General features: G+C 62.0%; 24 protein-coding genes and 2 pseudogenes. 7 read left to right on the top strand and 19 right to left on the bottom strand.

Annotation, left to right across the window (positions count from 1 at the left end):
* Positions 1 to 34: 34 nt before the first annotated feature.
* From ANI01nite_RS13895 to tdh, 6 genes and pseudogenes are all read right to left on the bottom strand, one after another.
* Positions 35 to 983 (bottom strand): annotated as a pseudogene (locus ANI01nite_RS13895) (carbohydrate ABC transporter permease).
* A complete protein-coding gene (locus tag ANI01nite_RS13890) occupies positions 980 to 2,119 on the bottom strand; it encodes a carbohydrate ABC transporter permease (protein WP_038989787.1) in 1,140 nt (379 codons plus the stop codon). Before ANI01nite_RS13890 ends, ANI01nite_RS13895 begins: the two are co-directional and overlap by 4 nt.
* A 68-nt stretch (positions 2,120 to 2,187) precedes the next feature.
* Positions 2,188 to 3,546, bottom strand: coding sequence for an ABC transporter substrate-binding protein (locus ANI01nite_RS13885; RefSeq protein ID WP_141358659.1), 1,359 nt, complete (start codon positions 3,544 to 3,546; stop codon positions 2,188 to 2,190).
* Positions 3,547 to 3,680: 134 nt separating this feature from the next.
* A complete protein-coding gene (locus ANI01nite_RS13880; protein ID WP_141358657.1) occupies positions 3,681 to 4,697 on the bottom strand; it encodes a LacI family DNA-binding transcriptional regulator in 1,017 nt (338 codons plus the stop codon).
* Between the two features lie 70 nt (positions 4,698 to 4,767).
* A complete protein-coding gene (locus tag ANI01nite_RS13875; protein ID WP_141358655.1) occupies positions 4,768 to 5,967 on the bottom strand; it encodes a glycine C-acetyltransferase in 1,200 nt (399 codons plus the stop codon).
* A 31-nt stretch (positions 5,968 to 5,998) separates the two neighbouring features.
* On the bottom strand, positions 5,999 to 7,051 hold the full coding sequence (gene tdh / locus ANI01nite_RS13870) for an L-threonine 3-dehydrogenase (protein ID WP_038989792.1): 1,053 nt from the start codon (positions 7,049 to 7,051) through the stop codon (positions 5,999 to 6,001).
* Between the two features lie 134 nt (positions 7,052 to 7,185).
* Between tdh and ANI01nite_RS13865 the strand changes: the two genes are divergently transcribed.
* The 3 genes and pseudogenes from ANI01nite_RS13865 (at position 7,186) to ANI01nite_RS13855 (ending at position 10,094) form a co-directional block, all read left to right on the top strand.
* On the top strand, positions 7,186 to 8,091 hold the full coding sequence (locus ANI01nite_RS13865; RefSeq protein ID WP_141358653.1) for a LysR family transcriptional regulator: 906 nt from the start codon (positions 7,186 to 7,188) through the stop codon (positions 8,089 to 8,091).
* Positions 8,092 to 8,237: 146 nt separating this feature from the next.
* Positions 8,238 to 9,425, top strand: coding sequence for an MFS transporter (locus ANI01nite_RS13860; RefSeq protein WP_255314546.1), 1,188 nt, complete (start codon positions 8,238 to 8,240; stop codon positions 9,423 to 9,425).
* A gap of 92 nt (positions 9,426 to 9,517) precedes the next feature.
* Positions 9,518 to 10,094: pseudogene (locus ANI01nite_RS13855) on the top strand (GNAT family N-acetyltransferase).
* A 60-nt stretch (positions 10,095 to 10,154) separates the two neighbouring features.
* Here ANI01nite_RS13855 and ANI01nite_RS13850 read toward each other — a convergent pair.
* Positions 10,155 to 10,985, bottom strand: a complete 831-nt coding sequence (locus ANI01nite_RS13850; protein ID WP_141358651.1) for an aldo/keto reductase — start codon at positions 10,983 to 10,985, stop codon at positions 10,155 to 10,157.
* A 45-nt stretch (positions 10,986 to 11,030) separates the two neighbouring features.
* Positions 11,031 to 12,212, bottom strand: a complete 1,182-nt coding sequence (locus tag ANI01nite_RS13845) for an MFS transporter (RefSeq protein WP_141358649.1) — start codon at positions 12,210 to 12,212, stop codon at positions 11,031 to 11,033.
* Positions 12,213 to 12,326: 114 nt separating this feature from the next.
* Here ANI01nite_RS13845 and ANI01nite_RS13840 point away from each other — a divergent pair, with 114 nt between their 5' ends.
* Both ANI01nite_RS13840 and ANI01nite_RS13835 read left to right on the top strand, forming a co-directional pair.
* Positions 12,327 to 12,773 carry a MarR family winged helix-turn-helix transcriptional regulator gene (locus ANI01nite_RS13840; protein WP_038989796.1) on the top strand — a complete coding sequence of 149 codons (447 nt, stop codon included), beginning with the start codon at positions 12,327 to 12,329 and terminating at the stop codon, positions 12,771 to 12,773.
* Positions 12,774 to 12,803: 30 nt separating this feature from the next.
* The gene (locus ANI01nite_RS13835) at positions 12,804 to 13,487 is read left to right on the top strand and encodes an HAD family hydrolase (protein ID WP_141358647.1); all 684 of its coding nucleotides are present in this window, start codon (positions 12,804 to 12,806) and stop codon (positions 13,485 to 13,487) included.
* A 263-nt stretch (positions 13,488 to 13,750) separates the two neighbouring features.
* On the opposite strand, the gene ANI01nite_RS13830 is transcribed toward ANI01nite_RS13835, so the two are convergent.
* The 4 genes from ANI01nite_RS13830 to ANI01nite_RS13815 all read right to left on the bottom strand — a co-directional run bounded on the left by ANI01nite_RS13830 (position 13,751) and on the right by ANI01nite_RS13815 (position 16,512).
* Positions 13,751 to 14,053 carry a hypothetical protein gene (locus ANI01nite_RS13830; protein ID WP_141358645.1) on the bottom strand — a complete coding sequence of 101 codons (303 nt, stop codon included), beginning with the start codon at positions 14,051 to 14,053 and terminating at the stop codon, positions 13,751 to 13,753.
* A gap of 168 nt (positions 14,054 to 14,221) precedes the next feature.
* Positions 14,222 to 15,133: an aminoglycoside phosphotransferase family protein gene (locus ANI01nite_RS13825; RefSeq protein ID WP_084083616.1), complete on the bottom strand. Its 912-nt coding sequence runs from the start codon at positions 15,131 to 15,133 to the stop codon at positions 14,222 to 14,224.
* A 177-nt stretch (positions 15,134 to 15,310) separates the two neighbouring features.
* Positions 15,311 to 15,844, bottom strand: coding sequence for a GNAT family N-acetyltransferase (locus tag ANI01nite_RS13820; protein ID WP_141358643.1), 534 nt, complete (start codon positions 15,842 to 15,844; stop codon positions 15,311 to 15,313).
* Positions 15,845 to 15,936: 92 nt separating this feature from the next.
* Positions 15,937 to 16,512: a cysteine hydrolase family protein gene (locus ANI01nite_RS13815; RefSeq protein WP_218024324.1), complete on the bottom strand. Its 576-nt coding sequence runs from the start codon at positions 16,510 to 16,512 to the stop codon at positions 15,937 to 15,939.
* Between the two features lie 70 nt (positions 16,513 to 16,582).
* Between ANI01nite_RS13815 and ANI01nite_RS13810 the strand changes: the two genes are divergently transcribed.
* Complete coding sequence (locus ANI01nite_RS13810; protein WP_141358641.1) at positions 16,583 to 17,530, top strand: GlxA family transcriptional regulator; 948 nt, start codon at positions 16,583 to 16,585, stop codon at positions 17,528 to 17,530.
* 169 nt (positions 17,531 to 17,699) lie between these two features.
* Here the strand turns inward: ANI01nite_RS13810 and ANI01nite_RS13805 are convergent, their stop codons facing one another.
* From ANI01nite_RS13805 to ANI01nite_RS13785, 5 genes are all read right to left on the bottom strand, one after another.
* Positions 17,700 to 18,287 carry a GNAT family N-acetyltransferase gene (locus ANI01nite_RS13805; protein WP_141358639.1) on the bottom strand — a complete coding sequence of 196 codons (588 nt, stop codon included), beginning with the start codon at positions 18,285 to 18,287 and terminating at the stop codon, positions 17,700 to 17,702.
* A gap of 314 nt (positions 18,288 to 18,601) precedes the next feature.
* On the bottom strand, positions 18,602 to 20,110 hold the full coding sequence (gatB, locus tag ANI01nite_RS13800; RefSeq protein ID WP_141358637.1) for an Asp-tRNA(Asn)/Glu-tRNA(Gln) amidotransferase subunit GatB: 1,509 nt from the start codon (positions 20,108 to 20,110) through the stop codon (positions 18,602 to 18,604).
* 5 nt (positions 20,111 to 20,115) lie between these two features.
* Positions 20,116 to 21,654: an Asp-tRNA(Asn)/Glu-tRNA(Gln) amidotransferase subunit GatA gene (gatA, locus tag ANI01nite_RS13795; RefSeq protein ID WP_371858973.1), complete on the bottom strand. Its 1,539-nt coding sequence runs from the start codon at positions 21,652 to 21,654 to the stop codon at positions 20,116 to 20,118.
* A 5-nt stretch (positions 21,655 to 21,659) separates the two neighbouring features.
* The gene (gene gatC, locus ANI01nite_RS13790) at positions 21,660 to 21,956 is read right to left on the bottom strand and encodes an Asp-tRNA(Asn)/Glu-tRNA(Gln) amidotransferase subunit GatC (protein ID WP_038989805.1); all 297 of its coding nucleotides are present in this window, start codon (positions 21,954 to 21,956) and stop codon (positions 21,660 to 21,662) included.
* Positions 21,957 to 22,040: 84 nt separating this feature from the next.
* Entirely contained in the window at positions 22,041 to 22,592 is a 552-nt protein-coding gene (locus ANI01nite_RS13785) for a maltokinase N-terminal cap-like domain-containing protein (RefSeq protein WP_083586679.1), read from the bottom strand.
* Positions 22,593 to 22,677: 85 nt separating this feature from the next.
* On the opposite strand from ANI01nite_RS13785, the gene ANI01nite_RS13780 reads away from it, so the two are divergent.
* Entirely contained in the window at positions 22,678 to 23,277 is a 600-nt protein-coding gene (locus ANI01nite_RS13780; RefSeq protein ID WP_170214658.1) for a GNAT family N-acetyltransferase, read from the top strand.
* A gap of 16 nt (positions 23,278 to 23,293) precedes the next feature.
* Here the strand turns inward: ANI01nite_RS13780 and ANI01nite_RS13775 are convergent, their stop codons facing one another.
* Positions 23,294 to 25,207, bottom strand: coding sequence for a penicillin-binding transpeptidase domain-containing protein (locus tag ANI01nite_RS13775; protein ID WP_141358631.1), 1,914 nt, complete (start codon positions 25,205 to 25,207; stop codon positions 23,294 to 23,296).
* A gap of 93 nt (positions 25,208 to 25,300) precedes the next feature.
* Complete coding sequence (locus ANI01nite_RS13770; protein ID WP_141358629.1) at positions 25,301 to 25,831, bottom strand: GNAT family N-acetyltransferase; 531 nt, start codon at positions 25,829 to 25,831, stop codon at positions 25,301 to 25,303.
* Positions 25,832 to 25,942: the final 111 nt, after the last annotated feature.

Below are 25,942 nucleotides of genomic sequence, written 5' to 3'. Positions count from 1 at the left end.
GACGGGCACCCTTGTGCCTTGTTTCAGGGCAGGTTTATCCCTTGGTGGCGCCTGCCAGCAAGCCGCGCACGAAGAACCGCTGCAGCGCGAAGAACACCGCCAGCGGAATGATCATCGAGATGAACGCCCCTGCGGTAAGCAGCTCCCAAGATTGCCCATAGGTACCTGAGAGGTCCTGGAGCGCCTTGGTAATCGGCAATTCCCCACCCGAGGTGAAGACGGTTGCCACCAGCAGGTCATTCCACACCCAGAGGAACTGGAAGATTCCGAAGGAAGCAATGGCCGGCATCGACAAGGGCAGGACGATTTTCGAGAAGATCTTCCCGTGCCCGGCTCCGTCAACGCGCGCGGCCTCAGATGACCTCATCCGGGATCTCCGAAATGAAGTTGTGCAGCATGAAGATCGCCAAGGGCAAGGCGAAGATCGTGTGCGCAATCCAGACCTTGGCGTAGGCGCCATCCAATCCGTTGACGCCCAAGCCTGGCAGGATATACAGCCCGCCAATTTTCACCCCGTCCGAGAAGAGCTGGAGCAGCGGCACCAGCGCCATCTGGATCGGAACGATCTGCAGGGCGAAAATGAGCACGAAGAGCGTATTGCGTCCCTTGAAGTTGATCCAGGCGAACGCGTAGGCAGCCAAGCTGGCAATCAGGATCGGCACAATCGCCGCCGGAATGGTGATGACCAGCGAATTCAGGAAGGCCTTGGACAGCGGAAGGCTGTCGCCGGAGGCGAAGGCCTGCACATAGTTGTCCAGCGTGAACGACGGGTTGGACAGGGCCGTCCACCAGCCCGTGGTCTTGATGTCATCAGCCTGCCTGAAGGAGGAGACGAACAACCCGAAGGTGGGGATGGTCCACACTGCGGCAATGATGAACGCCGCAATGGTTGCGCCGCGGGAGGTCGTGGCCTTGCGCAGTTTCCCGCTGGATTTCTCGGTGGCCGCCATCAGGCGCCGAGTGGATTCGCCGACGGTGCTCATCGCATGACCCCCTGCTTCTTATGCTGCCTGACGTTGTAGATGATGATCGGCAGCACCAGGATGAACAGGATGACGGCCAGGGCCGAGCTGTAGCCGGTGCGGGCCCCAAGCTGGAACTGGCGCACCATTTCGTAGGCCAGGACCGTCGTATCCGAGCGTCCGCCGGTCATCGATGAGACGATGTCGAAGACCTTGAGCGAGGCAATGGAAATCGTGGTCAAGACAACGATGACCGTGGAGCGGATCCCCGGCAGGGTGACATTGGCGAAGCGCTGCCATGGGCTGGCTCCGTCCAGGGCCGCCGCCTCCAGCTGCTCTGCCGGCACGCCCTTGATGGCCGCGGACAGGATCACCATGGCGAATCCTGCCTGTGTCCAGATCAGGATGACCACCAGGAATAACGTGTTCCACGGTTCGAGCCCGAGCCAGTCGACCGGCTTGGCGCCGAATGCCGTGATGATCGCATTGAGCACGCCGATCTGGTCGCCTTGGCGAATGTCGTAGAAGAATTTGAAGATGATCGATGCGCCCACGAAGGAAATCGCCATGGGCATGAACACGAGCAGCTTGAAGAACTTCTCGCCGCGGCTCTTGTCGATGAACACCGCATAGGCCAAGCCGATGATGGTGGAAACCACCGGCGCCACCAGAACCCAGACCAGGGTGTTGAGCAGGGCTGTCAGGCCATCGGGGCTGGTGAATACCCAGCGGAAGTTCCCTAGGCCCACGAAGCCCGACCCGTCATTGGCCATGAAGGCGCTGATGGCGGTGCGGATCGTCGGGTAGATCAACCCGATGGCGAGCAGCAGCATGGCCGGAGCCAGGAACCCTGTCAGCTGCAGCAGCGAGCCGGCACCGTGCCGCGAGCGCCGGTCCGCGAAGAACAGCACCGCGCCGAGCACGGCGGCCAGCGCGGCCACCCACATCACCGAGTTGTACAGCCCCAGGACCAGCAGGATCGCTGCCGGAACCACGACCGCGGCGAGGAAGCGCACCACGGCGAATGCGCGTCCGCCATTGGTTGCTATCTCGACAAAGCCGAGGATCGCCGCGATCAGGATCGCGAAGGCAAGCAGCACCACCGGCACCTGGATCAGCGGCGGGACGCCGGCAAGCCATTGGAAGAATTCGGTCATGGTCTCAGGCTCCTGTCATCTCGCCAACGGCCGGGATTCCCGGCCGTTGGCGGCTTGCAAGTTGGTGGCTAGGAGTCATAACCGGACTGGATGTTCTCCAGCACTTCCTCGGTCGGCTTGCCGTCGATCCAGTCCACCAGTCCCTTCCAGAAGGAGTCGGAACCCACGCTCTTGGGCATCAGATCAGACCCGTCGAAGCGGAAGGTGGTGTTCGGATCCTGCAGCAGTTCAACGGCGGAGCGCAGCAGGTCGCTGCTGGCGTTCGCTGGATCGAGCCCGGAGTTGGCCGAGATCACGCCGCCGAGCGAGACCCGGCTATTGGCCCAATCCGCGCTGGCCAGGTATTCCTGGACCTTGGCGGTCTCTTCATCGTTGGAGAAAGCTGCGACGAATTCGCCGCCGCCGACGATGGATACCGGGTCATCGGCCTTGGCTGGAGGTGCGACGAAGGCCCAGACATCTCCGTCAGGTGCCACGGTGGCCTTCTCGCCATCGGCATTCTTGGAATCGAGGACATAGCCTTCCAGGAAGGAGGCCTGGTGGGTCAGCGGGCAGGTTCCCTTGGCCACTGCCGTACCGACATCGCCGAAGGCGGTGGCGTTGATCGACTTCACATCGCCATATCCGGCGTTGACTTGTTCGGGGTCGAGCAGGATCTTCCCGACGGACTCGAAGGCGCTGGTGATTTCCGGCGAGGTGAATTCCAGGTCGCCGGAAACCCACTTGTCGTAGGCCTCGGGCCCGGACTGGCGCAGCACCGCGTCCTCGATCCAGTCGGTGCCCGGCCACCCCGATGCCTCGCCTGATGCGAATCCGGCACACCAGGCCGGTTCATCGGTCTTCTTCGAGATTTCGGTGCCCAGGGCGATCATCTCATCCCAGGTTTCAGGCACGCTCACGCCCCACTGCTCGAACTGCTTGGGCGAATACCAGATGTAGCCCTTGACGCTGGCCATCAGCGGCACCCCGTACTGCACGCCATCGACCTTGCCGTAGTTCTGCCAGTCCTCGGACCAGTTGCTCTGCAGCTGGGCCTGCACTGCTTCGGGCAGCTGCTGCACCTTGCCCTGGGCCACGGTGGCGTGCAGCAGGCCGGGCTGCGGGAAGACTGCCAAATCCGGGGTGTCGCCGCCCTGGACCTTGATCCCGATCTGGGATTCGAAGTTCTTGTCTCCGGTGTAGCGGATCTTGATGCCGTTCTCCTCGGACCACTTGGCCCACGACTTTTCCAGCAGTTCCGCCTCGATGCCGGTGACCGGGCCATAGATGTCCACGACACCGTCGGCTTCGCCCACCTGGGCTGTGCCGCCTCCGGAGGCGTTGGGGTCATTGGGGTCTGCCCCGCCCGAGCAGCCGGCCAGGAGCATGCCGATAGCTGCCATCGAGATAACCGGCGCGAGCTTCAGCCTGCGTTGTGCTTTCTTCATGATGCCCTCCACGTTGACTAGTACCTTGCCGAGTGAAGCGGCCTGGCACGAATGATCCCCTCTATAGTGACGTAGATCATCGACGCGCGTCAACACCTATGGAAGACGATCGTCCAGAGATTGTCGTGGGATGCTCAGCGCGGAGCCGGGCCGGTGCTGTCGCGAACCGTCATCAGCGGCGCGATAAGCTGCTGCATGGCACCCTGGGAACGGCCTTCGATTTTCTGCACCAGTGCGTCCACCGCCGCATGGGAGACCGCCTCGCCCGGTGGGGCGACCGTGGTCAGTGCCGGGGCTACCATTTCGGCCGAGCGATCGCCGACACCCAATGCAATTACCGAGAGGTCTTCTGGGATGCGCAACGACGCCATGCCAGCGGCGTTGACGAAACCGGCAGTGGCGAATTCCTTGAGCGCCAGCACCGCCGTGGGGCGGGGGTGCAGGTCCCGGTAGGCATCCAACGCCGTCCGTCCGCCGCGCGCGTTGTTTTCCACCGGGACTTCCTGCATCGACATGCCGCGGAGGCGCACGGCTTCAGAGATGGCGCGGGTCGTGCGGATAGCCGGACCGTTACCGGCCTCCTGGTCTTCCACGGAGACGTTGATGTACATGATGGATTGGTGGCCGAGGTCCGCCAGGTAGTCCACCGCGATGCGCCCGGCCTGGGCGAAATCATTATCGACATAGGACAGGTCGGCATTGTCATCGGGACGGCCAATGGAAGCGAAAGGTATGCCCGCGCGCCGCAGGACATCGAAGCGCGGGTCATTGATCGATACTTCCATCAGCAGCACCCCGGCCACCAACTTCTGCCCGACCAGGCTTTCCAATCCCATGACATCGGTCATCGGATTGGACCATAAGAGCATGTGGTAGCCCAGCGCGCGGGCACGCTCCATTGCGGCGGTGACGTATTCGAACTCGGTGGAGGAATAGCCGTCCACGCTGGTGGGAAAGTGCAGGGCAAGGATCCCCCGGCGGGATCCGGCCAGGCCCTGGGCAAAGGCATCCGGGGTGTAGTTCAGCTCCCGCATGGCCGCCAGGACCCTGGCCTTGGTCGCCTCGGAAATGCTGCGCCGGCCGCTGATCACGTAGGACACGGTACTGGGAGATACACCGGCCAAGCGCGCCACATCATCCCTGGTAGCCATGAGTCCTCCGCCTTTGGTTATGCCAATTCGTCATCCCTATTGAAACACGGCGCCGGGCCAACCGAGCTGGTCAGCGGCTGGCAACGAAGGCCTGCACGCAAGCCTCGATGTCCTCGGCCGAATGCGCGGCGGAGAGCTGCACGCGGATGCGCGCGGCGCCCTTGGGCACCACCGGGAAGCTGAAGGCGGTCACGAAGACGCCCTGTTCCAGCATCTTGCCTGCCACCTCTGCGGCCTTGACCGCGTCGCCGAACATCACAGGGATGATGGCGTGCTCGCCGTCGAGCAGCTCGAAGCCCTCTTCGGTCATGCGGCGGCGGAAATGCGCGGCGTTCTCGAAGAGCTTCTCGCGCAAGTCCCCGGAATCCACCACGAGGTCCAGCGCCTTGAGGGTTGCGGCGACAATCGACGGGGCCAGCGAGTTGGAGAACAGGTACGGGCGGGCCTTCTGGCGCAGCATCGCGACGATATCGCCGCGGCCGGAAACATAGCCGCCCGAGGCGCCACCCAGGGCCTTGCCGAAGGTGCCGGTGTAGATGTCCACGCGGTCCGAGACCCCTGCATGCTCGGGGGTGCCGGCGCCGGTGGCGCCCATGAAGCCTACCGCATGGGAATCATCGACCATGACCAGCGCGTTGTACTTGTCGGCCAAATCGCAGATGGCTTCGAGCGGTGCCAGGTAGCCGTCCATGGAGAAGACGCCGTCGGTGACGATGATGGTGCGGCGTGCACCCGCCCCGTCGTTGAGCTGCGCGGCGGCCTGCAGTTGGGTTTCCAAATCGGCCATGTCCTGGTTGGCATAGCGGAAGCGCGCGGCCTTGGACAGGCGGATGCCGTCGATGATCGATGCGTGGTTCAGCGCATCGGAGATGATGGCGTCTTCCTTGCCGAACAGCGACTCGAAAACGCCGCCGTTGGCATCGAAGCAGCTGGAGAACAGGATGGTGTCGTCGGTGCCCAGGAACTTCGAGAGCCGGGATTCCAATTCCAGGTGCAGGTCCTGGGTGCCGCAGATGAAGCGGACCGAGGCCATGCCGAAGCCGCGCTCGTCCATGGCGGACTTGGCGGCGTCGATGATCTGCTGGTTATCGGCCAGCCCCAGGTAGTTGTTGGCGCAGAAATTCAGCACCTTCCGTGCATCGTCACCCAGCGAGCCTGCCAGGATGGACGCGGACTGGGCCGAGTCGATGTGGCGTTCTGCCTTGAACAGGCCGGAGGACTTCAGCTCGTCCAGTTCGGCGGCAAGCTGGTCTTTGAGATCCGTGTACATTGCAAATACTCCTTGTTGATCCGGGAAATTCTTAGCCTGGGAAAACGGTCCAGTCGAGCACGACCTTGCCGCCGTGGCCGCTGCGGGCAGCTTCGAAGCCCTGCTGCCATTCGGTGGCCGGCAGGAAGTCGGTCACCACCGAGGCAATGCGCTCGCGCATCACTTCCGAGGAGGTGAGCATGGCGCTCATGGCGTACCAGGTCTCGAACATCTCGCGGCCGTAGATGCCGCGCAGGGTCAGCATGTGGGTGACCACCTTGCCCCAGTTGATATCGATGGAGGTGCTGGGCAGCCCGAGCATGCAGATCTTGCCGCCGTGGTTCATGTTCTCGATCATTTCCGGCAAGGCGGTCTTATGCCCGGACATTTCCATGCCGTAGTCGAAGCCTTCGACCATGCCCAGCTGCTGCTGCGCTTCCCTGATGCGGGTGTTCGCGACGTTCACGGCCAGGTCGATGCCCATGCTCTGGGCCAGTTCCAGGCGCTGCTCGGAGACATCGGTGATGGCGATGTTGCGGGCGCCGACGTGGCGGGCCACTGCCGCGGCCATCAGGCCGATGGGGCCTGCACCGGTGATCAGCACATCCTCGCCGACCATCGGGAATTGCAGCGCGGTGTGCACGGCATTGCCGAAAGGGTCGAAGATGGCGCCGAGCAGCGGGGTGATGCGCTCGTCGCGGTGGATGTAGACGTTGCTTTCGGGGATGACCACGTATTCGGCGAAGGCGCCATCGCGCTGGACACCGACCGAGTCGACGTTGATGCACATCTGCTTGCGGCCGGCGCGGCAGTTGCGGCACAGCCCGCACACGACATGCCCTTCGCCGGAGACGCGGTCGCCGACCTTGACACCGTGGACGAAGCTGCCGACCTCCACGACCTCGCCATAGAATTCGTGTCCGGGAACCAGCGGGGTGTTGATCATGGCCTTGGCGGCATCGTCGTAGGCTTCGATGTGCAGGTCGGTGCCGCAGATGCCAGCGGTCATGACGCGGATCTTCACGTCGTGCGCGCCGGTTTCCGGTTCTGGGCGATCAACGAGTTCCAGTCCCGCGTGCGGGCCGGACTTGTACAGTGCTTTCATGCTGGTTCCTTAGGATTGGGCACCTGCTGTGCGCAAGACAGACATGGGGTCGCTTCAAGTGTCGCACCCAACAGCTCGAGGTAACACCTTAGAAGATCACTGATTTACTGATCCAACGATTTAGTATTTACTTCATGGAATTGCATCAGTTGAGGATTCTGCGTGAACTCGCGGATCTGGGCAGCGTTAATGCTGTAGCCAAGGCCCTTTTCGTCTCGCCTTCGGCGGTCTCGCAGCATTTGGCGCAATTGCAACGCAACTTCCCTGCGCCCCTGACCCAGAAGGACGGACGCAGGCTGGTGCTGACTGCAGAGGGAAAACTGCTGGCCTCCGCAGCGGCCTCGGTCGCTTCGACCCTGGCAGAGGTCTCAGCGAGAATCCGCACCCAGGAACAGGAACGGGACACCCCCATCCGGATCGCCGGATTCCACTCCATCGGGCAGACCATCTTCGCCCCGCTGCTGACCTACCCGGAAGGCCAGTTGCCCCCGTTGCGCTTTTCCGACGAGGACGTCTCGCAGCAGGATTTCCCTGCCCTGACCTCGACATACGACTTGGTATTGGCACACCGGATGCCGCACACGGCCCCGTGGCCAGAAGACCGGATCAGCGTCATACCACTGGCTTTCGAACCGCTGGACGTCGCAATCCACCGGGACCATCCGCTGGCCGAATTCGAGCAGCTCTCCCCCGAGCAGGTCATCGACGAGCCCTGGGTCGTTTCGCGCTCCGGCTACTCCCCGGCCGACGTCCTTGAAACCATCGCTGCACTGGCCGGCCAAGCTCCGCGAATCGAGCACCGGGTCAATGACTACGCCACCGCCGGAGCCCTGGTTGAAGCCAGCGGCTGCCTCGGGATCCTGCCTCGCTATACAGCACGGAAGTCACTGGACAACACGGTGACTTTACGACCAATCAAAGGCCTCTCAGCCGGTCGACAAATCGACGTTCTGGTTCGTGCGGAGCACCTCCACCGAGAACCAGTCATGGACGTCATCGAGGCGATACGGCAGACCATCCGGGGGCTTGTCGGCGCCTAGCCGTTAACTTCCTGCCTACGCACCGAAGCCGCCACTGAATCAATCCTGGCTGCCTGAGAATCTGCAAGGAACGCGTACCGGAGCCAACCTCCGAAATATGCACGCCGAATGGCCATCTCCACGAGTCTCGCAGTTAAACTGGGGGCGTGGTTGATCAGAAACGCGGCATGGGTCCGCTGTACTTGGCAGGATTCACGACGGCTTTCGGCGCCCATGGCATCGCGGCGGCATTGGGCACCGAAACCGATAATCTCGGCCTGACTTTTGCCGCCCTTGGCCTCATCCTGGCGACCTACGACATCGCCGAGGTCATCTTGAAACCGGTCTTCGGCGCACTGAGCGACCGGATCGGGGTGAAGCCGGTAATCGTGGGCGGGCTGCTGGTATTTGCGGCGGCCTCGCTGCTCGGCGCCTTCGCTGCTTCCCCGCTGCTGCTCGCCATGGCGCGTTTGGCTCAGGGAGCCGCAGCGGCAGGCTTCTCCCCCGCTTCCTCTTCGGCCGTAGCCCGGATGGTCGGGCCGTCCTTGGCCGGACGCTACTTCGGCAAATATGGTTCCTGGAAGGGGCTCGGGTATGCCGGCGGTCCGCTGCTGGGAGCGGCCCTCATCACCTGGGCTGGCCTGCCAGCGCTCTTCCTGGTTCTGGCAGTGCTCTCGCTGGGCGCAGCGCTGTGGACCGCCCTGCACATGCCTTCCATACCGGTCCTGCCCAAGCAGCGTGCCACGCTAGCTGACGTGGTGAAGCAATCCACCGCACCAGCCTTCCTTGGCCCGGTGCTCCTGTTGGCTGCTGCCACCGCGATCCTGGGAGCCGCGGTGGGCTTCATCCCGCTGCTCGCAGCCCGCCTCGGCGCCGACCCGATCCTCGGCATGGGAGCCGTCAGCATCCTGGCCGTCATCTCGGCCGTGGTGCAGCCGCGGATCGGGCGGATCCACGATGCCGCCCCGCAACGGGCCAATACCCTGATGCTGGCTGGTGCGGTCCTGCTGATTGCAGCGGTGGTGCTGTTCGCGGCTGTTCCGTCACTGCCGGTGATCTTGCTGGGCGCGGCGGCAATCGGCGTGGGAGTCGGCCTGATTACCCCGCTCGGATTCGCACGCTTGGCCGCTACCACGCCTCCAGAGCGCATGGGCCGCACCATGGGCAGCGCCGAGCTCGGACGCGAAGTGGGAGATGCCGGCGGACCGATCCTCGTGGGTCTGGTGGCCGGTGCGGCTACCCTGCCGCTGGGCCTGGGAGCACTGGCTGTTGCCTGCGCTGTGGCGGCGGCAGGCGGTGCCAGCATGATGCGTTCCACGGCTTCATCCGCGGAACGTCCGCAGAGCGCCGGCTAATCGGTTCCCGGATCCTGCAATGCCATCCCACCGCAGAAACTGGCAGCAGCGCAGGGGTGCCGCGATGGTATTTCGGCGCGTACAGTATTCGCATGAATGCCCTTGAGCCACTCACCCTGCGTGGTGCCCATGTCACCCTTGAACCGTTGTCCATGGAACACCACGACGGTCTGGTGCAGGCTGCCAGCGACGGCGAGTTGTGGAACCTCTGGTACACCTCGGTGCCACGTACTGAGAACATGCGCGAAGAAATCCGCAGGCGCCTTGCGTTGCAGGCGGAAGGGTCGATGCTGGCCTTCACCACCCGGCTCAATGATCCCGTCAGCGGACTGCCTGGCCGGATCATCGGGATGACCACCTACTGCGGCATTGACCGCGTGCTGCCCCGGGTGGAGATCGGCTACACCTGGAACGCCGCCAGCAGTCACGGTTCAGGCACCAATGCCGAAAGCAAGCGCCTGTTGCTGGGCCATGCCTTCGAAACGCTGGATGAATCTCCGTTCGCGCATGGCCGTCAGCCGCTTGGGTGACAAGCAGGACGGCGTGCTGCGCGCCCATGCGCGGATGCCGGACGGGTCCCTGCGGGACACCGTGGTGTTCTCAATTCTGAAAGCCGAATGGCCGCAGGTGCGCAACGAACTGGATCGCCGCATTGCCTCCAGGCCCTGAATGCAGCATGTGCGGCCGCCCGCCCCATGCGCAGGACGGACGGCCTGGTGGAAACTGCCGCTAGCCGTTGAACGTCTCCGGGTGCGGGCCGGTGCGCCCTTCGCTATCCAGTGCGTCAATTGATGCCAATTCCGCGGCGGACAGCTCGAAGCCGAACAGGTCTAGGTTCGCGGCGATGCGTGACGGGGTCACCGACTTCGGGATGATCACCCGGCCCTGCTGCAGGTGCCAGCGCAGGATCACCTGGGCGGCGGTCACCTGATGGGCCTGCGCGATCTCCAGGATGGTCTCGTCGGCGAGCAGCGCTCCCTGAGCGAGCGGGCTCCAGGCTTCGGTGGCAATTCCGTGCTGCCCGTTGGCGGCAATCACCTCGCGGTTCTGCAACGCCGGATGCAATTCCACCTGGTTCACGGCAGGAACGATAGTTCCCTCGGCGATCAGCTTGTCCAGGTGATCCGGCTGGAAGTTCGACACGCCAATGGCACGGACCTTGTTCTCTGCGTACAGCTTTTCCAAGGCCTTCCACGTCTCAACGTAGAGGTCCTTTTCGGGAGCTGGCCAATGGATCAAGAACAGGTCCAGGTAGTCGAGGCCCAAGCGCCGCAGGCTTGCGTCAAAGGCTTCAAGTGTCTGTTCGTACCCCATGTCGGCGATCCAGACCTTGGAGGTGATGAACAGTTCTTCGCGAGCAATGCCCGACTCGGCCAAAGCCTTGCCGACGCCCCCTTCGTTGCCGTAAATCGCGGCGGTATCGATGCTGCGGTAGCCAGCCTTGAGAGCCGACCTCACTGCGTCGGTGGTTTCCTGGTTGGGGACCTGGAAGACTCCAAATCCTACTTGGGGCATTTCAACGCCGTTGTTCAGGGTGATGGTTGGAATGGCGGTAACCATGCCTAGCTCCTAAAAATTGGTTGGGGGAGAGGGGAAAACTGCGGATTAGCCGGCTGCGACCAGCTGGGGCGATGCGACTGAAGCCTTCTTGGCCAAGATCATGGCCAGAACGATAACGAGCAACGCAACGAGGGTGATCAGTGCACCAATCCAGATCGGCGAGGTGTAGCCCAAGCCTGCCGCAATACCCAGGCCGCCAGCCCATGCGCCCAGCGCATTGCCGACATTGAATGCACCGATATTGGCGCCGGATGCCAGGGTCGGTGCATTGCCGGCGTACTGCATTATGCGGCTTTGCAGTCCTGGAACGGTGCCGAAACCGAAACCGCCCATGAACAGCAAAGCGAGTACGGTGGCGACCTGATTGCCAGCAAAGAATCCGAAGAGGACAAGCACCACCAGCAGCGCGGAGATGAAGAAGAGCAGTGTGCGGTCGATGCTCTTATCGGCCATGCGCCCGCCGATCCAGTTGCCTGCGAAGAGGCCAACTCCGAAGAGCATCAGCAGCCAAGGCACGGTGGTTGCGTTGAATCCGGTAATTTCGGTCAAGGTGTAGGCGATGTAGGTGAAGGCACCGAACATGCCGCCGTAGCCCAGGATGGTGACGCCCAGGGACAGCCAGACCTGCAGCGAGGTGAATGCGCCAATTTCCTGGCGCAGCGAGATTCCCTCGGCGACGTGCCTGATGGCCGGAACCAGTGCAAGAATCCCAACGAGCGCCAGAACGCCGATGCCGGAGATTGCCCAGAAGGTCGAACGCCACCCTGAGTGCTGGCCGAGCAGGGTTCCAAAGGGTACGCCCAAAACGTTGGCTGCGGTCAGGCCAGTGAACATGATGGCAATGGCGCCGGCCTGCTTGTTGGCCGGCACCATGTCGGCAGCTACAACCGAGCCGATGCCGAAGAAGGCACCATGGCACAAGGCGGCAATCACCCTGCCGAGCATGGCCACTTCATAAGTTGAAGCGATTGCGGTGAGCGAGTTGCCAACGATAAACAAGACCAGCAGGCCGACAAGCACCGGCTTGCGCGGCAAGCGGATGGTTGCCGCTGTAAGCCCCAATGCACCAACCACAACGCTGAGTGCGTATCCGGAAATGAGCCAACCAGCTGCTGCCTCGCTGACGGCGAAGTCGGCGGCCACATCTGGCAACAAGCCCATGATGACAAATTCAGTAAGCCCGATGCCGAAGGCACCGATGGCTAACGCAATAAGGCCGAGCGGCATAGCGATACTCCTGATAGACTGGATAGATTAGTTGCACACGCTTGTTATTGCGCGATATCCAATATCGTTGCACACGCAAGCAACCGGCGCAAGCAAGTATTTCTTGGAGGAACCATGGGAATCGCAGATGATGCTGTCGAAATCCGTGCTCGCGGATGGCGCACTTTGGCGTCATTGCACGGATTAATCGATGCCGCACTGGAAAAGGATCTGACTGCCCAGGTAGGCCTTTCTGTGGTCGAGTACACATTATTGGACGCCTTGAATCGGCAGGATGGGTGGCATATGCGCATGGCTCAGCTCGCCCGCGCCACCGCCTTGAGCCCGAGTGCAACCACGCGCTTGGTCACCCGGCTCGAAGACCGCAACCTGCTTTCGCGAGTTCTGTGCGCCGATGACCGCCGTGGAATCTATACCGAGCTGACCCCCGCAGGCCACGAGCTGTATCAAAAAGCCAAGCCCATTCACGATGCCACGTTGGAACGCGTACTGAAACAGGCCGAAGAACAGCCTGAGCTGGCGCCGCTGGCCCGCATTCTTCATGAATTCTCCGCAGTCTAGCGAATCGCACATTTGAAGGAAGAGCCAGCCATGTCCTTGTCGCGTCCAAAATTCTCCGCCGCCCTGTTCGATTGCGATGGCGTGTTGGTCGATTCCGAATCCATCACCAACGCAGTGCTCCGCGAAATGCTCATTGAGTTGGGATGGAACATCAGCCAGGAAGAATGCATCAGCATCTTCATCGGCAAGGCCCTGAAAGACCAGTGGGTACCCATCTTTGTTAATACGGGTGTACGAATTGATGAGCAGTGGATCGCTGGCTTCAGGCAGCGTCGAGATATTGCCCTACGTGAAGGCTTGCAGGCCATACCTGGTGCCCTGGATGCGGTGAAGCACATCTCTGCCAGCTACAACGGCAGAGTTGCATGCGCTACGGGCGCTGACCGCGGAAAAGTCGAGATGCAGTTATCCCTGACGAAGATGGCACCATTCTTCGGCGAGCATGTTTACAGCGGCATGGAGTGCGCGCAGAGCAAACCTGCTCCGGATGTCTATCTGGCAGCGGCTGCTGGCTTGGGAATCGATCCGAGCCAGGCAGCGGTCATCGAGGACACTGTCACCGGCGTAACTGCAGGCGTCGCGGCCGGAGCTACGGTCTTCGGCTACTGCCCAGGCGGACCTATCAGCAGCACCAAGGAAAAGCTCTTAGCCGCGGGGGCCACCGCCGTGTTCACGGACATGGCTCAGTTGCCAGGACTTCTCACCCAGAATTAACTGAGTTCATGCCTCCCAGACCCGGACATCACTTCAACCCAGCCCCACGGTTCTCGAGCGAAGTCGTTGCTGTGGCACGAGCGCCAGCTCAACCACGCGAACGGAATCGAGCACTCGGCTCAAAATCACGTTCTTGATAACTGGTCAAGGCTTGGCTGATCCTACCGGTCGATGCTCGCCAGCTGTAAGGGGATACGTGCCGAATTTTGGTACGAATCAGGACGGAAAATCAGGTCTACCGAGGTTTGGCTCTGTAGCCGTTGTCAGTTATCTATTTCTATCCTCATCCTTGCCCCGTGCATGGTCCCGCGTGAACCAGTGAATGCATGAAGAGCTGCTGTCAATTCCGAAAATGCGTACTGTTGGCCACCGGTAAACCCTCTCGGCATTCGAATGCCGTTCAAACCAGCAAGTTCGTGTTCCGTAACCCGCCAATTCACGACGGCCGTGCCGTTGTCGTCGAAATTGGGGTATTCAATATAGATACCCCATGGTGTTACCCGGGCGTCATATCCGTGTTCACCCACCAAGTAATCAACGTACTTTTGGCGCTTGCTGGTCTCCATGAATCAAGTCTAAGGAAACACTCCTGCGGCGTTACCGACGACCTCCGATTATGAATCCTACGATTGACGTTGAAATCGTTCTATCGTCAAAAGGACCGATCAGGATTCCTTAGGTCATTTGGAACTCAGCTGACGGACTGAGACAGGTCGGATGGATCTGGAGTGCGCCTAAACGGAACTACCCAAGAGTGAGTTCAGGGTCTCCCGCCCAACTATGCCCAGAAGATCGTCGGCGCCTAGATTTGCGGTCATCATGGCGTAGCGCAGACCCCAGCCTCGCGCTCGCCTCCACGTTGGGCTTCCCACTGCGATGCCGTATGCCTCGAAGGCTTGGCCGATGCCCGCGGAACTGAAATGCATCCAGCACATGCCTAGATCTGATGCCGGGTCGCCGACGCATAAGTCACCGTAGTCAATCAGAGAAACGGTCAGGGATGGCTCTTCGCCGTCTACAACAGTGTTGGATGGATGCGGATCTCCGTGCAGCCACACTGGGCTGCCCTCGTACACCTCCGCATCCAGCGCTTCCTGCCAAAGTTCCAATGCCGCCCTCTGAAACGACGGGTCCAAGGTTGAGATTTGCACTCGAGTCCGCTCATCAACTTGGGACAATGCGCAGCCTCGGAAGTCGCTTCGTGGTTCCGTCGAGTTTGCGATTTGATGGATGGCTCTCAGCAAACGAGCAAACTCCTGCACGTATTCATCGCGTTCCTGCCGATTGAGCCGAGCTGCACTTATGCCCGGAACGTAGGGGCAGATCGAAAAGGTAAAGGGATAACTGGAAGTGGGACGGCCTTCAAAGATCGCCAGGTCGATGTCCACCCCGGAGTCGTGTGCCAGCTGAGGGAGCCAGCGTCGCTCCTTGACTCCGATGTCCTCCCCCAGCTGTCGCCGGGGCAAACGAATCAGCAGGGATTCTCCGAGACGATAGACTTCGTTATCCCAACCGGTAGCCAGGTAACTGATCTTTTCATGGTCCCATTGCGGAGCTTGTGCTGCAATCAACTCGCGCACCAATGCCAGATCAATGGACACTTCAGCCTCGGGCATGGCTGTCTTCTTAGCCGGTGGCAGGTTCATCGCTCAATCGTAATCGTCCTCATTCGCAGGCCTCAACCTTGTTCTTCAGGCCGATCTGCCCAAAATCACGCAGAGTCAGGCGCAAATCGAATTCAACCAGCACTTGGGGCATCTGGAAATCACCCGGGACGTGCTGGTCCTCCCCGCTTCTTGAAACCCTGGGCGTAGAACTCAGATTTACACATCGTTCCAGTCGAAGGCGGTCGTTTCTCCTGACTCCCAGTCCTGGCGGAGAATGGCGTAGGCGACCGAAGCCAATCGTAAGCCGTCTTCAGCTGGCCAGCCCATCCGGTAGTGAGCTTCCTTGAGGAAGCCGGACTTCAGGAACACCTTGCGCATCGCAATGTTGTCTTCCCGGGTTTGCCCTTCGAAGCGCACAGTCTCCGGGTTCTCATTGAAGACCTTGGTGCACAGTTCCTTCAGTATCCGCGTACCCAATCCTTGCCCCCGATAAGCCTCCGCAAGGCGGAGGTCGAACATCGGGGTGTCGTCTTCCAGATCTTCAAGAACAACCATGCCCAGGCAATCGCCATTGCCCATGATCCAGAAACCTTGGCTCTCGCTGTTCCAATATCTTCCGCCATCAACCAGTGCCCGCAGCTCCGTCTGCGTCCAGTCTCGACGGACATGGAAGGGGAACTTGTTGCCGAGCAGAAATGCGACGATGCCATCGCTGTCTTCAGGACCCAACGGCGTGAACGAGATATTCATGGCCCAAGCCTATCCACTTCGACCGAGGTATGGCTTGCAGGATGGTGGATTCTCCAAGCAGGCGTTGGCCATTGCGCGAATACAGGCCAGTTTCATGCATTCGCCAACCAGTCCAGAACGTCCTGAGTGGATAGGACCTGAGCAAATTCTCCGCCATGCAGATTTGCTGCCGTGGCTTGCATCAGCGCTGTTGCTGAAATGACGGTGCCATCAGGTCCTGCCAGATCGAAGGTGCGCGTCGCATCGAGCGGAATAATGACGTCGAACCCGAGGTTGCCACCCATGCGTGCCGTCGTCTCGACGCACATGTTGGTTTGTATCCCGCAAACGACTATGTGCTCAATTCTGCTAGAGCGCAGCCACTGTTCCAGATCCGGGGTCCCATAGAACGAGGAGTTCACCGTCTTTGCCACGACCAGGTCCGCGGGCACCGCTCCCACCGATTCTTGAAGCGCATTTCCTGGCCCACCGGAGAAGAGCGGCGAGCTCGGATTGATGCTATCGTGTCTGACGATCACTATGGGCATCTTCCGTTCGGACCACGCCATCAGCAACAGCTCGACATTGTTCTCGCATCCCGGGTAATTGACCGTGTTGCCCCACCAAGCGTCATAGAAGCCGTTCTGCATGTCAACCACGATCAATGCCGTCTTGTCATTTCTCATCATGCCTCTAGTTCATCAGTGCTGGCGGGACCGGGCCAGTGGCATGAATGACATAGTCCGATAAGATTGCGCCATGACGAATGTGGGAATTCTGGTGGGTCCGGAGCGCCGCGCTTTTGATATCTCCGTGGCACGCGAGGTGTACGATGACCGTTCGGATCGAGGACTCCCCCGACCTGCAGTGCGCCTCCTCGCGGCCCAAGCCGTCACGGTGCTTGACCCCGTGCACTCAATACGACGTACCCACGACTTCTCCACTGTCGAAGAACTCGACATCCTTGTGGTGCCTGGAAGCGACAATCCGCATTCGGAACCATCCTGTCAGGAAGTCGCGGTCGTGGCCCGCGCTGCAGCGGCTGGAGTACTCGTGGCATCGTTGTGCACCGGAGCCTTCACCCTGGCCGCTGCTGGATTGCTCAACGGGCGCCAGGCTACGACACATTGGCGTTTTGCCGATGAGCTTTCCCGCCGCTACCCCAGTGTCGACGTCCGCGCCCGGGATTTATATTGCGGTGAAGGCAAGCTGTGGACTTCAGCCGGAGTTACTGCCGGAATTGATCTCCTTTTGCATTTGGTCCGCCAAGATTGGGGTGCCGACGCCGCACAGACCATAGCGAAGGCTATGGTCACCCCAGTGTTCAGGCCGGGCACACAAGCCCAGTACGCGGATACAAATCTTCCTGCCAAATCCTCGCCATCAGTGGAGAAACTGCAATTGGAGGTCAGCAGGGATCTCCAACAGCACTGGAGCGTCAAGGAACTCGCGGCAGTCTGTGCTATGTCAACGCGGACTTTTCACCGCTGGTTCTCCGACACGGTCGGGACGACCCCAATTACGTGGCTCAATGATCTTCGGGTACGCGAGGCCCAACGCCTGCTTGAGCAGAGTGACCTGCCGGTTGGCGCCGTCGCCCAGCAGGTCGGCTTTGCTTCGGACGATCCATTGCGCAAGCATTTCACTTCCCGCTTGGGAATTACCCCAACGGGCCACGCGGCAGTTTTCCGCCAGCAACGTCCGTAGAGGATTGAGGCTTGCCGCTGGAGCAGCCATGGCTGCAAATGCCAACGCTCTTGGCCCGGTCCCTTTTCAGATCAGCTTCTGCAATCGCCAGAAATGCAATGCTTCGGCCGACCACCGTGGCAACTTCGTATTGCTCGATGCCAGGGGACCCGGAGCGGCACAGGGATGGCTATGCGGCTTTCCTGTTCATAGAAACGTAGCGCGAAAAGCCAGCACGTTTCGCGAACCTGGCCGGGCGCGAATCCGACTCGCTAAAACCGAGCTTGCGGTACAACGACAACGCAGCGACATTGGTGTCCTTGATATCGCGGAGCACGAATTCATCGAACGGCAGGGCCAGCAGGTGCTTCATCAACTCCGTGGCCACCCCACGGCCTTGGTATTGGGGTGCGGTAGTCACGAATCCGATTTCCGCCAGTCCGGGCCGAGCCCCCTTGAAAGCTCCCAGGAACTGCGTGCGGACGATGAAATAACTGATCAGCCCGTGCCACGTTCCGAGATGGCGCTGGAATTCGCTCCGGTCCGGCGTGAAGCACTCCTGATCGGCTTCGGTGAGGCTCGCGATGGCGGCGGGAACCCCGTCCACCAACGCCACATAAAAACGTTCCGGGATGATCATGTGGGCAAACGCCCGCGCCAACGTTTCCTGATCCTTGGAAAAGTAGGCGAAGTCCTCGGCGAAACCGCCGACGAGCACCGCGGCAATGTCCGATGGCTGAAATCCGGCCAGTGCATCAACCCGTTTGATTTCGATCATTGCGATTCCTTCAGCCTCGGTCAGCTCAATGCATCCGACCCAGCCCCCCCGGAGGGGCCTGTGCATGTGCTTACGCATACTCTAGCGAACCCGGAGTCCGGGTTCGACCTCTCCGAATCCATCCGCGTGCAGCCGCCAAGCCGCATTCGGCTTGATAACCAGCACTCGGCGCCCCGGCAGTGCCGTGATGCCGGCCCTTCGGCCAGCTTCGATGCAGTGCAAGCAGGGAGCCGATGACGAAGAAGCCCAAACGAGACAGCGGCGGCCCGTACTCCCCACCGGGAATACGGGCCGCCGCTGCAAGAATGCGGACCTTACAGGCCCAGCTTCTCCATCACGATCTCGCGAACGCGGCCGGCATCGGCCTGTCCGCGGGTGGCCTTCATGACAGGGCCCATCAGCGCACCGATGGCCTGCATCTTGCCGCCCTTGATCTTCTCGACCACATCAGGCATGGCGGCCATGGCCTCATCCACTGCCTTGCCCAGGGCATCATCGTCATTCACCACAGCCAAGCCGCGCTTCTCGACGATTTCGCTTGGGGTGCCTTCGCCGGCGATGACGAATTCAAGCACCTGGCGGGCGATCTTGTCGTTGATCTTCTTGCCCTCGATCAACGAGTTCAACTCGACGATGGTTTGAGGGGTGACGCCCAGATCAGCGATCTCCTTGTCCGCGGCCTTGGCCAGGCGCGCGATCTCGCCCATCCACCACTTGCGGGCCACGGCAGCGCTTGCGCCGGCAGCCACGGTGGCTTCGATCTCGTCGAGCACACCCGCGTTGACCACGTCGCGGAATTCCTTGTCCGCGTAGCCCCACTCGGCCTTCAGGCGCTTGCGGCGCTCGGCTGGAGGCTCCGGCAGGCGTGAGCGCAGCTCTTCGACCCACTCGGCGGTGGTAACGATCGGCACCAGGTCAGGCTCCGGGAAGTAGCGGTAGTCATCGGCGTCCGACTTCGGGCGCCCCGAGGTGGTGGAGCGGGTGTCCTCATGCCAGTGGCGGGTTTCCTGGACAATCTTCGCCCCGGAATCCAGTACGGCAGCGTGGCGCTCGATCTCGAAACGCACGGCGTGCTCCACAGCGCGCAGGGAGTTCACGTTCTTGGTCTCGGTACGGGTGCCGAACTTGTCCGCGTCCTTTGGCATCAGCGACACGTTGGCGTCGCAGCGCACGTTGCCGCGTTCCATCTTCGCATCCGAGACGCCCAGGTTCTTCACGATCTCGCGGATCGCCGCCACATAGGCGCGGGCCAGCTCCGGGGCGCGCTTGCCGGCGCCCACGATCGGCTTGGTGACGATTTCCACCAGCGGAACACCAGCACGGTTGTAGTCAACCAGCGAGTAGTCCGCACCCTGGATGCGCCCGGCAGCGCCACCCATGTGGGTCAGCTTGCCGGCATCCTCCTCCATGTGGGCGCGCTCGATCTCCACGCGGAAGACCTCGCCGTCCTCCAGCTCGATATCCAGCCAGCCGTCGTGGGCGATCGGGTCATCGTACTGCGAGGTCTGGAAGTTCTTCGGGGTGTCCGGGTAGAAGTAGTTCTTCCGGGCGAAGCCGCACTTCTCGGCAATCTGGCAATTCAATGCCAGGCCGATCAGGATGGAGTACTCCACGGCGGTCTTGTTGACCACTGGCAGCACGCCGGGCAGGCCCAGGTCCACCGGGGTGACGTTGGTGTTCGGCTCGTCGCCGAAGGCGTTCGGGGCGTCGGAGAACATCTTGGTCTTGGTGTTCAGCTCGACGTGGACCTCGAAGCCCAGGACCGGGTCGTAGCGGTCCAGCGCCGTATCGAAGTCGACCAGTTCATCGGTGTAGTTGCTCATGGTGCCTAGGCCTCCTGCGCGATCGAAGCGGTGTCAATGGCTGGTGCCTGCGAGATCAGCGAGTGGCCCCACTGCTTTTCGAGCAGCGCTTCCAGCGCCGCGCCGGCACGGTACAAGCGGGCATCCTCGTAGGCCGGAGCCAGGAACTGGATGCCCACCGGCAGGTTCTCGGACAGGCCGCCAGGCACGGTGATGCCCGGGACGCCGGCGAGGTTGGCCGGGATGGTGGCCACGTCGTTGAGGTACATGGCCAGCGGGTCGTTGTCGTTCGCGCCCAGCTCGAAAGCCACGGTCGGCGCGGTCGGCGAGACCAGCACGTCAGCCTGCTCGAAGGCTGCGGCGAAGTCGCGCTGGATCAGCGTGCGGACCTTCTGCGCCGAGCCGTAGTAGGCGTCGTAGTAGCCGGCGGACAGCGCGTAGGTGCCCAGGATGATGCGGCGCTTGACTTCGTCGCCGAAGCCTGCGGCGCGGGTGGCGCCCATGACGCGCTCGATGGTCATCGGGCCGTCTTCCGGCAGCACGCGCTTTCCGTAGCGCACCCCGTCGAACTTGGCCAGGTTGGAGGAGACCTCCGAAGGCATGATCAGGTAGTAGGCGCCCAGCGCGTACTTGAAGTTCGGGCAAGAGACCTCGACGATCTCGGCGCCGGCAGCCTTGAGCAGTTCCAGCGACTCGTTGAAGCGCGCCTGCACGCCTTCCTGGTAGCCCTCGCCGGTCAATTCCTTGATGACGCCGATGCGCAGGCCCTCCAGGTCCCCGGCGGCGCCGGATTCGGCGGCGGCCACCAGGCCTTCCAGGGCGTTCGGCAGCGAGGTGGAATCCTTCGGGTCGTGCCCGCCGATCAGTTCCTGCAGGTAGGCCGAGTCCAGCACGGTACGGGAGACCGGGCCGATCTGGTCCAGCGAGGAGGCCATGGCGATCGCGCCGTAGCGCGAGACAGCACCGTAGGTCGGCTTCACGCCGACGGTGCCGGTGACGGCGCCCGGCTGGCGGATGGAGCCGCCGGTGTCGGTGCCCAGGGCCAGCGGTGCCTCGAAGGAGGCCACGGCTGCGGCCGAACCGCCGCCGGAACCGCCCGGAATGCGGTTCAGGTCCCACGGGTTGCGGGTCACGCCGTAGGCGGAGTGCTCGGTGGAGGAACCCATGGCGAATTCGTCCAGGTTGGTCTTGCCCAGCATCGGCAGCTTGGCGGCGCGGATCTTCTCGATCACGGTCGCGTCGTACGGGCTCATCCAGCCCTCGAGCATCTTCGATGCCGCGGTGGTGGGCTGGCCCTTGGTGACGATCAGGTCCTTGATGGCGATCGGCACGCCGGCCAGCGGGTGCAGGGCTTCGGCTCCGGCACCGCCGGCGGCGCGGATGGCGTCCACCTCGGCGGCCACGGCGAGCGCCTCTTTGGCGTTCACGTGCAGGAAGGCGTTCAGGGTGCCGTCGACTTCGGCGATGCGGTCAAGGTGGGCCTGCACTGCTTCGACGGAGGTCACCTCGCCGGCGCGCAGCTTGGCTGCCAGCTCGGTGGCGGAAAGCTTGATCAGTTCATTCACTGGGATTATTCACCATCCAGAATTGCCGGGACCTTGAAGCGGTCCGAGTCCGAATCAGGCGCGTTGAGCAGAACTTCCTCGATGCTCAGCGTCTGCCCCACCGTATCTTCGCGCAACACGTTGGTCAGCGGGATCGGGTGGCTGGTGGCTGGGACGTCGGAGGCGGCGACTTCGCTGACGGACGCGATGGCACCGACGATAGCGTCGAGTTCACCGGTCATTTTGTCCAGCTCCGCGTCGCTCATCTCGATGTGGGCAAGGTGTGCCAGATGCACAACGTCCTCACGGCTGATGGCAGACATGTATCTCCCTAGAATGGCGGTTGGGTTTCATAGACAAGTCTATCCCTTGCGCGCCGGGCCCGACGCATTATTCCGGGGCCTTCATTATGCTGTGCGCAATACCAAACCGCTCAGATCCTGCCCGAGGGCGTTCTCCCAGAACCCGATCACCCCTGCTTCGGCTGGTTCGCCGGCCACCGGCTTGCGGATGATCACCGCCTGCTTGCCGGCGGTCTGCCCGCTGACTCGGATCCGCGGATCGTCGGTGAAGGATTCGGTGCGGTGCTGCGGCACCGCGTTCCCGGCCAGCAGCTCGCGGGCCTGGGCGAGGAAGACGGGATCGCCGGCGGCATCGTAGACGTAGCGCAGGCCCAGGATCGCGTGCTCGCTGGTGCCCAGCAGGTGCTGCTCCGCGCCTTCGATAGGGGCATCTCGATAGGTCAATGGAACGTGGTAGACCACGTCGGAGGTGTCGGCGTGGTCGGCGTAGAAGCTCAGCTCGATGCCGACCTCGCCCTGCGGGTCTTCGAGGCGGAATCCGCCGATGTTCTCAAGTTTCGGGGCGCCCTGGCCGGTGTAGAACTCCTGCTTGGCCAGCCAGGCGGTCACCAGCTCGGTCTTCGTTGGAGACATGGTGGTGTTGTAGACGATTCCCATGAGCATAGTCTGTCAACAGCTCGTATTAGGCACAAGTGTTGGCGCAATGGTTCTTGGTCCGGGCAAAAGCTCCTACGATAGATCCATGCACACCGATGAGCCGTGGAATGATCTCCAGCAGGCGCAGCAGTACGGCGAGCGCCTGCTGCGCGATGCCGCCGTTGAACTTCGCGAGTCCGAGCCGGAGGACTTCGCGGCCATGGCCCGGTGGTGGAATGACCCGGCTTGGGCGGTGCTCCAGCAGCGGATCATCAAGCCGCGCCCCGAGACTGGGCTCATGGACATGTTCGCCCAGTGGAGCCGCAACGAGCCGAATAGCGGCGATGCCGGTTTCAGCATCTTTGAGCGCGGCACCGGAAGCTTCATCGGCCACATCACGCTGCATGGCGGACAGCTGCCGCATCGCGCGGCCGAGCTGGCGGTGATGATTGGCCCGGACTTTGTCGGCCAGGGCTTCGGCACCCGCGCCACGAAGCTGATGTCAGCCTACGGTTTCCGCGAGCTGGGGCTGCACCGGATCAGCCTGTGCGTTGCCGCCTTCAACCAGCGGGCCATCAAGGCCTATGAAAACGCCGGGTACATCCAGGAAGGACGCCAACGCGAGGTGCACTTCCATGACGGGGCATTCCACGACCAGGTGCTGCTGAGCCTGCTCTCCGAAGAATATTTCGCCCAGCAAGGCTGAGCGGCACCCCGCGAAGCTACTTGGCAGCTTCCTGGAGCATGGACTTCACCAGTGGTCCGGCCGATTGGGCACCGCCGTCCCCGTCCTCGACGAATGCGGCAATGGCCAGATCGCCCTGGGCGGCGATGGCCCAGGCATGCGCGTTCTTCTCGCTGTCGTATTCTGCGGTGCCGCTCTTGCCGATGATCTTGCCGCTGCCTGTCCCCTTCAAATCCTTCAGGGTTCCATGGTCCACGACCTCGGCCATCATCGCCGACAGCTGCTCGGCTTCCTTTTCGGTGAGCGTAGAGGCCGGCTTGGCAGCCGCCTCGGGTTCAGGCGAGAGCACCAGCTTGGGTTGCACGGTGGATTTGGCCTGGATAGATGCCATCACGGTGGCCATGCCCAGCGGCGAGGCTTCCACCACGCCCTGGCCAATCATGTTCGCGGCCTGGGTGGTGCCTGTCGAATCCTCGGGCACCGAACCGAACACGGCGCCGGTGCCGGTGCCGTCCTCGGCCAGCAAGCCGAGCGAGGTTGCGGCCTCGGCCAGCTTCTTGCCGCTGATCTCCTGCCCCTGGTTCACGAAGACCGTGTTGCAGGATTGGGCAATCGCCTCGGAGAGCGGGATGGTGCCTACCGCGGACGCCGGGTAGCCGTCGTAGTTCTTGAAGCTCTTTCCGTCCACCACCGTGGTTGCCGGGCATTTGACCTCGGAGCCCGGGGTGGCGCCTTCACGCAGCATGACCAAGGCGCTGATGACCTTGAAGGAGGAGCCCGGCGCATAGGACGCTTGCAGGGCGGTGTTCAAGCCGGAGGATACCGGGCCGGAAGACGCAGCCAGGACGCTGCCGTCCGAGGGCCGGATAACCACTATGGCCGAGTTCGATTCGGCATCTTCCAGCAGTTCATCCGCTGCTTGCTGCAGGCTGGTATCAAGGGTGGTCTTCAGGTCCTTGCCTGGCACCGGGGCGTTGGCGAACAGTTCCGCTAGCTCTTCATGCTCAGCATCGTATTGCGACACCGTGACTCCGGCGGTTCCCGAGAGGGTGTCATTGTAGGCGGCCTGCAATCCCGATTTGCCTACCTGGTCGCCGGCCTTGACCTTGCCCTCGGACTTCTCGATGATTTCCGCAGTGGCCTTTCCTACGCTGCCCAGCAGCGGACGGGCGAAGGAACGGGTGGGTGCCAATGGCAGCTCGTCATTCTGGAAGTTGGCTCCCGGGATGGCCTTGATTTCTTCGTCGGTAACCTCACGGGTTGCGTCATCGCGCAAGACGATGGCTTCCACCCATGCCTTATCGCCTGCGGCCATCACGCGTTTCGCGTACGCGTCCTCATCGATGTCCACCAGCTTGGCCAGCTTCTTCGCTGAGCTTTCCCAGTTCTCCTTGCCGGTATGGGTCTTGTCCATGCCGACACGTATCACCGGCCGGTCAGCGACAATGTTCTGGCCTTCTGCATCGGTGATGCTGCCGCGTGCTGCCGGCTCGAATGCCGCCTTGAGGTAGTCGCCGCTTTCGAATCCCGGGGCGAGGATTGACGGGTCGAAGCGCAGTTTCCAGGCCTCGGCTTCCTTGTCGTATTCCCAGACGGCCCGGGTGTCATAGCTCAGGTCCTTGTCCGATGCGTCGACATCCCACACCGTGGTGATGTTCGCGGTGGCCGTCTTGACTCCGTCTTGTTCCTCTTCGTCCTCTGCTACCGAGCTGACGGTACTCGTGTGCTTGATTTCGCCCATGGTGCCAAAGGCTGTTTCCTGGGCCTTCGCCGCGTCCTGCGGGCTGGTGCCGGTAAATTGCACGCCGGCGAAATCGCCGCTGTTCATGGCGGCCACCAGCGCATCGGCTGATGGTGCCGGGTCGGGTGCGCCGGCGCTGCAGGCGCTCAGCGGCCCGAGGGCGAGAGCGGCGACGGACATGGCGGTGACACTTCGGCGAACAGCACTCATGGCGCCATTCTATTCATGCGCTTTGGCAGACCACAATGCGTGTCTGCCTATGTCATGGGCGGTTCAGCTGGAGTGTGGAGGAATCCGCCGTGGCTAGAGGCGGTAGGCGTAGACCACCAATTTGATATCGGTGTTCGGCACCACCCAATCGCGTTCTGGATGGTGGGCGAATCCGAGGGTTTCATACAAACCCCGGGCGGAAGCCCACGTGCTGCCGGTGGTCAAGGAGACGGCGTTGATTCCCGGAATAAGCCGGGCACGATCAATGGCGGCCAGCACCATGGCCCGCCCGATCCCGCCGCGCTGAGCGGCCGGATCAACGCTGAGCATGCGGATTTCCAGCTCGTCGGCTCGGGCGATATCCGCATAGTCGCTGCCCGCACGGATCAAGGTCATGGAACCTACAATTTCACCGGCTCGGCGGACCACATAGACTTCGGTCTGCGTTGCCCGCTCGGCAACCTTGCGGACAAAGTTCAGGTATTCGTCCTGCGGGCTGCTGAAATGCCCAGCGGCAAAGTAGGACTCAGCGGTCAGCTCCCCCACCCGCTGGTAATCGGCCGGCGTGGCTAGTTCAATCGACAGATCGCCACTGCAGTATGAAAAAGTTTGCTCGTCAGTCATGATCTTCCAAGTGTGCCACGGCTTTTGGCGGTCTGCCGCAGTTCAGCGGCCGCTGCGGAAATAATGCATTGCTGCAAGCCGTTGCCGCCGACGATTCTCCGATCTGCAGCC

Origin of the sequence: Glutamicibacter nicotianae, from assembly GCF_006539525.1 — a bacterium.
GTDB classification, from domain to species: domain Bacteria; phylum Actinomycetota; class Actinomycetes; order Actinomycetales; family Micrococcaceae; genus Glutamicibacter; species Glutamicibacter nicotianae.
The sequence above is the reverse complement of the archived record's forward strand: the minus strand, read 5'-3'. Positions and strand labels throughout refer to the sequence as shown.

Bases quoted from the DNA above. Each gene is read 5' to 3' on its own strand.
- ANI01nite_RS13890 (WP_038989787.1), bottom strand. From the start codon at position 2,119: ATGACCGAATTCTTCCAATGGCTTGCCGGCGTCCCGCCGCTGATCCAG.
- ANI01nite_RS13885 (WP_141358659.1), bottom strand. From the start codon at position 3,546: ATGAAGAAAGCACAACGCAGGCTGAAGCTCGCGCCGGTTATCTCGATG.
- ANI01nite_RS13880 (WP_141358657.1), bottom strand. From the start codon at position 4,697: ATGGCTACCAGGGATGATGTGGCGCGCTTGGCCGGTGTATCTCCCAGT.
- ANI01nite_RS13875 (WP_141358655.1), bottom strand. From the start codon at position 5,967: ATGTACACGGATCTCAAAGACCAGCTTGCCGCCGAACTGGACGAGCTG.
- tdh (WP_038989792.1), bottom strand. From the start codon at position 7,051: ATGAAAGCACTGTACAAGTCCGGCCCGCACGCGGGACTGGAACTCGTT.
- ANI01nite_RS13865 (WP_141358653.1), top strand. From the start codon at position 7,186: ATGGAATTGCATCAGTTGAGGATTCTGCGTGAACTCGCGGATCTGGGC.
- ANI01nite_RS13850 (WP_141358651.1), bottom strand. From the start codon at position 10,985: ATGGTTACCGCCATTCCAACCATCACCCTGAACAACGGCGTTGAAATG.
- ANI01nite_RS13845 (WP_141358649.1), bottom strand. From the start codon at position 12,212: ATGCCGCTCGGCCTTATTGCGTTAGCCATCGGTGCCTTCGGCATCGGG.
- ANI01nite_RS13840 (WP_038989796.1), top strand. From the start codon at position 12,327: ATGGGAATCGCAGATGATGCTGTCGAAATCCGTGCTCGCGGATGGCGC.
- ANI01nite_RS13835 (WP_141358647.1), top strand. From the start codon at position 12,804: ATGTCCTTGTCGCGTCCAAAATTCTCCGCCGCCCTGTTCGATTGCGAT.
- ANI01nite_RS13830 (WP_141358645.1), bottom strand. From the start codon at position 14,053: ATGGAGACCAGCAAGCGCCAAAAGTACGTTGATTACTTGGTGGGTGAA.
- ANI01nite_RS13825 (WP_084083616.1), bottom strand. From the start codon at position 15,133: ATGAACCTGCCACCGGCTAAGAAGACAGCCATGCCCGAGGCTGAAGTG.
- ANI01nite_RS13820 (WP_141358643.1), bottom strand. From the start codon at position 15,844: ATGAATATCTCGTTCACGCCGTTGGGTCCTGAAGACAGCGATGGCATC.
- ANI01nite_RS13815 (WP_218024324.1), bottom strand. From the start codon at position 16,512: ATGATGAGAAATGACAAGACGGCATTGATCGTGGTTGACATGCAGAAC.
- ANI01nite_RS13810 (WP_141358641.1), top strand. From the start codon at position 16,583: ATGACGAATGTGGGAATTCTGGTGGGTCCGGAGCGCCGCGCTTTTGAT.
- ANI01nite_RS13805 (WP_141358639.1), bottom strand. From the start codon at position 18,287: ATGATCGAAATCAAACGGGTTGATGCACTGGCCGGATTTCAGCCATCG.
- gatB (WP_141358637.1), bottom strand. From the start codon at position 20,110: ATGAGCAACTACACCGATGAACTGGTCGACTTCGATACGGCGCTGGAC.
- gatC (WP_038989805.1), bottom strand. From the start codon at position 21,956: ATGTCTGCCATCAGCCGTGAGGACGTTGTGCATCTGGCACACCTTGCC.
- ANI01nite_RS13785 (WP_083586679.1), bottom strand. From the start codon at position 22,592: ATGGGAATCGTCTACAACACCACCATGTCTCCAACGAAGACCGAGCTG.
- ANI01nite_RS13780 (WP_170214658.1), top strand. From the start codon at position 22,678: ATGCACACCGATGAGCCGTGGAATGATCTCCAGCAGGCGCAGCAGTAC.
- ANI01nite_RS13775 (WP_141358631.1), bottom strand. From the start codon at position 25,207: ATGAGTGCTGTTCGCCGAAGTGTCACCGCCATGTCCGTCGCCGCTCTC.
- ANI01nite_RS13770 (WP_141358629.1), bottom strand. From the start codon at position 25,831: ATGACTGACGAGCAAACTTTTTCATACTGCAGTGGCGATCTGTCGATT.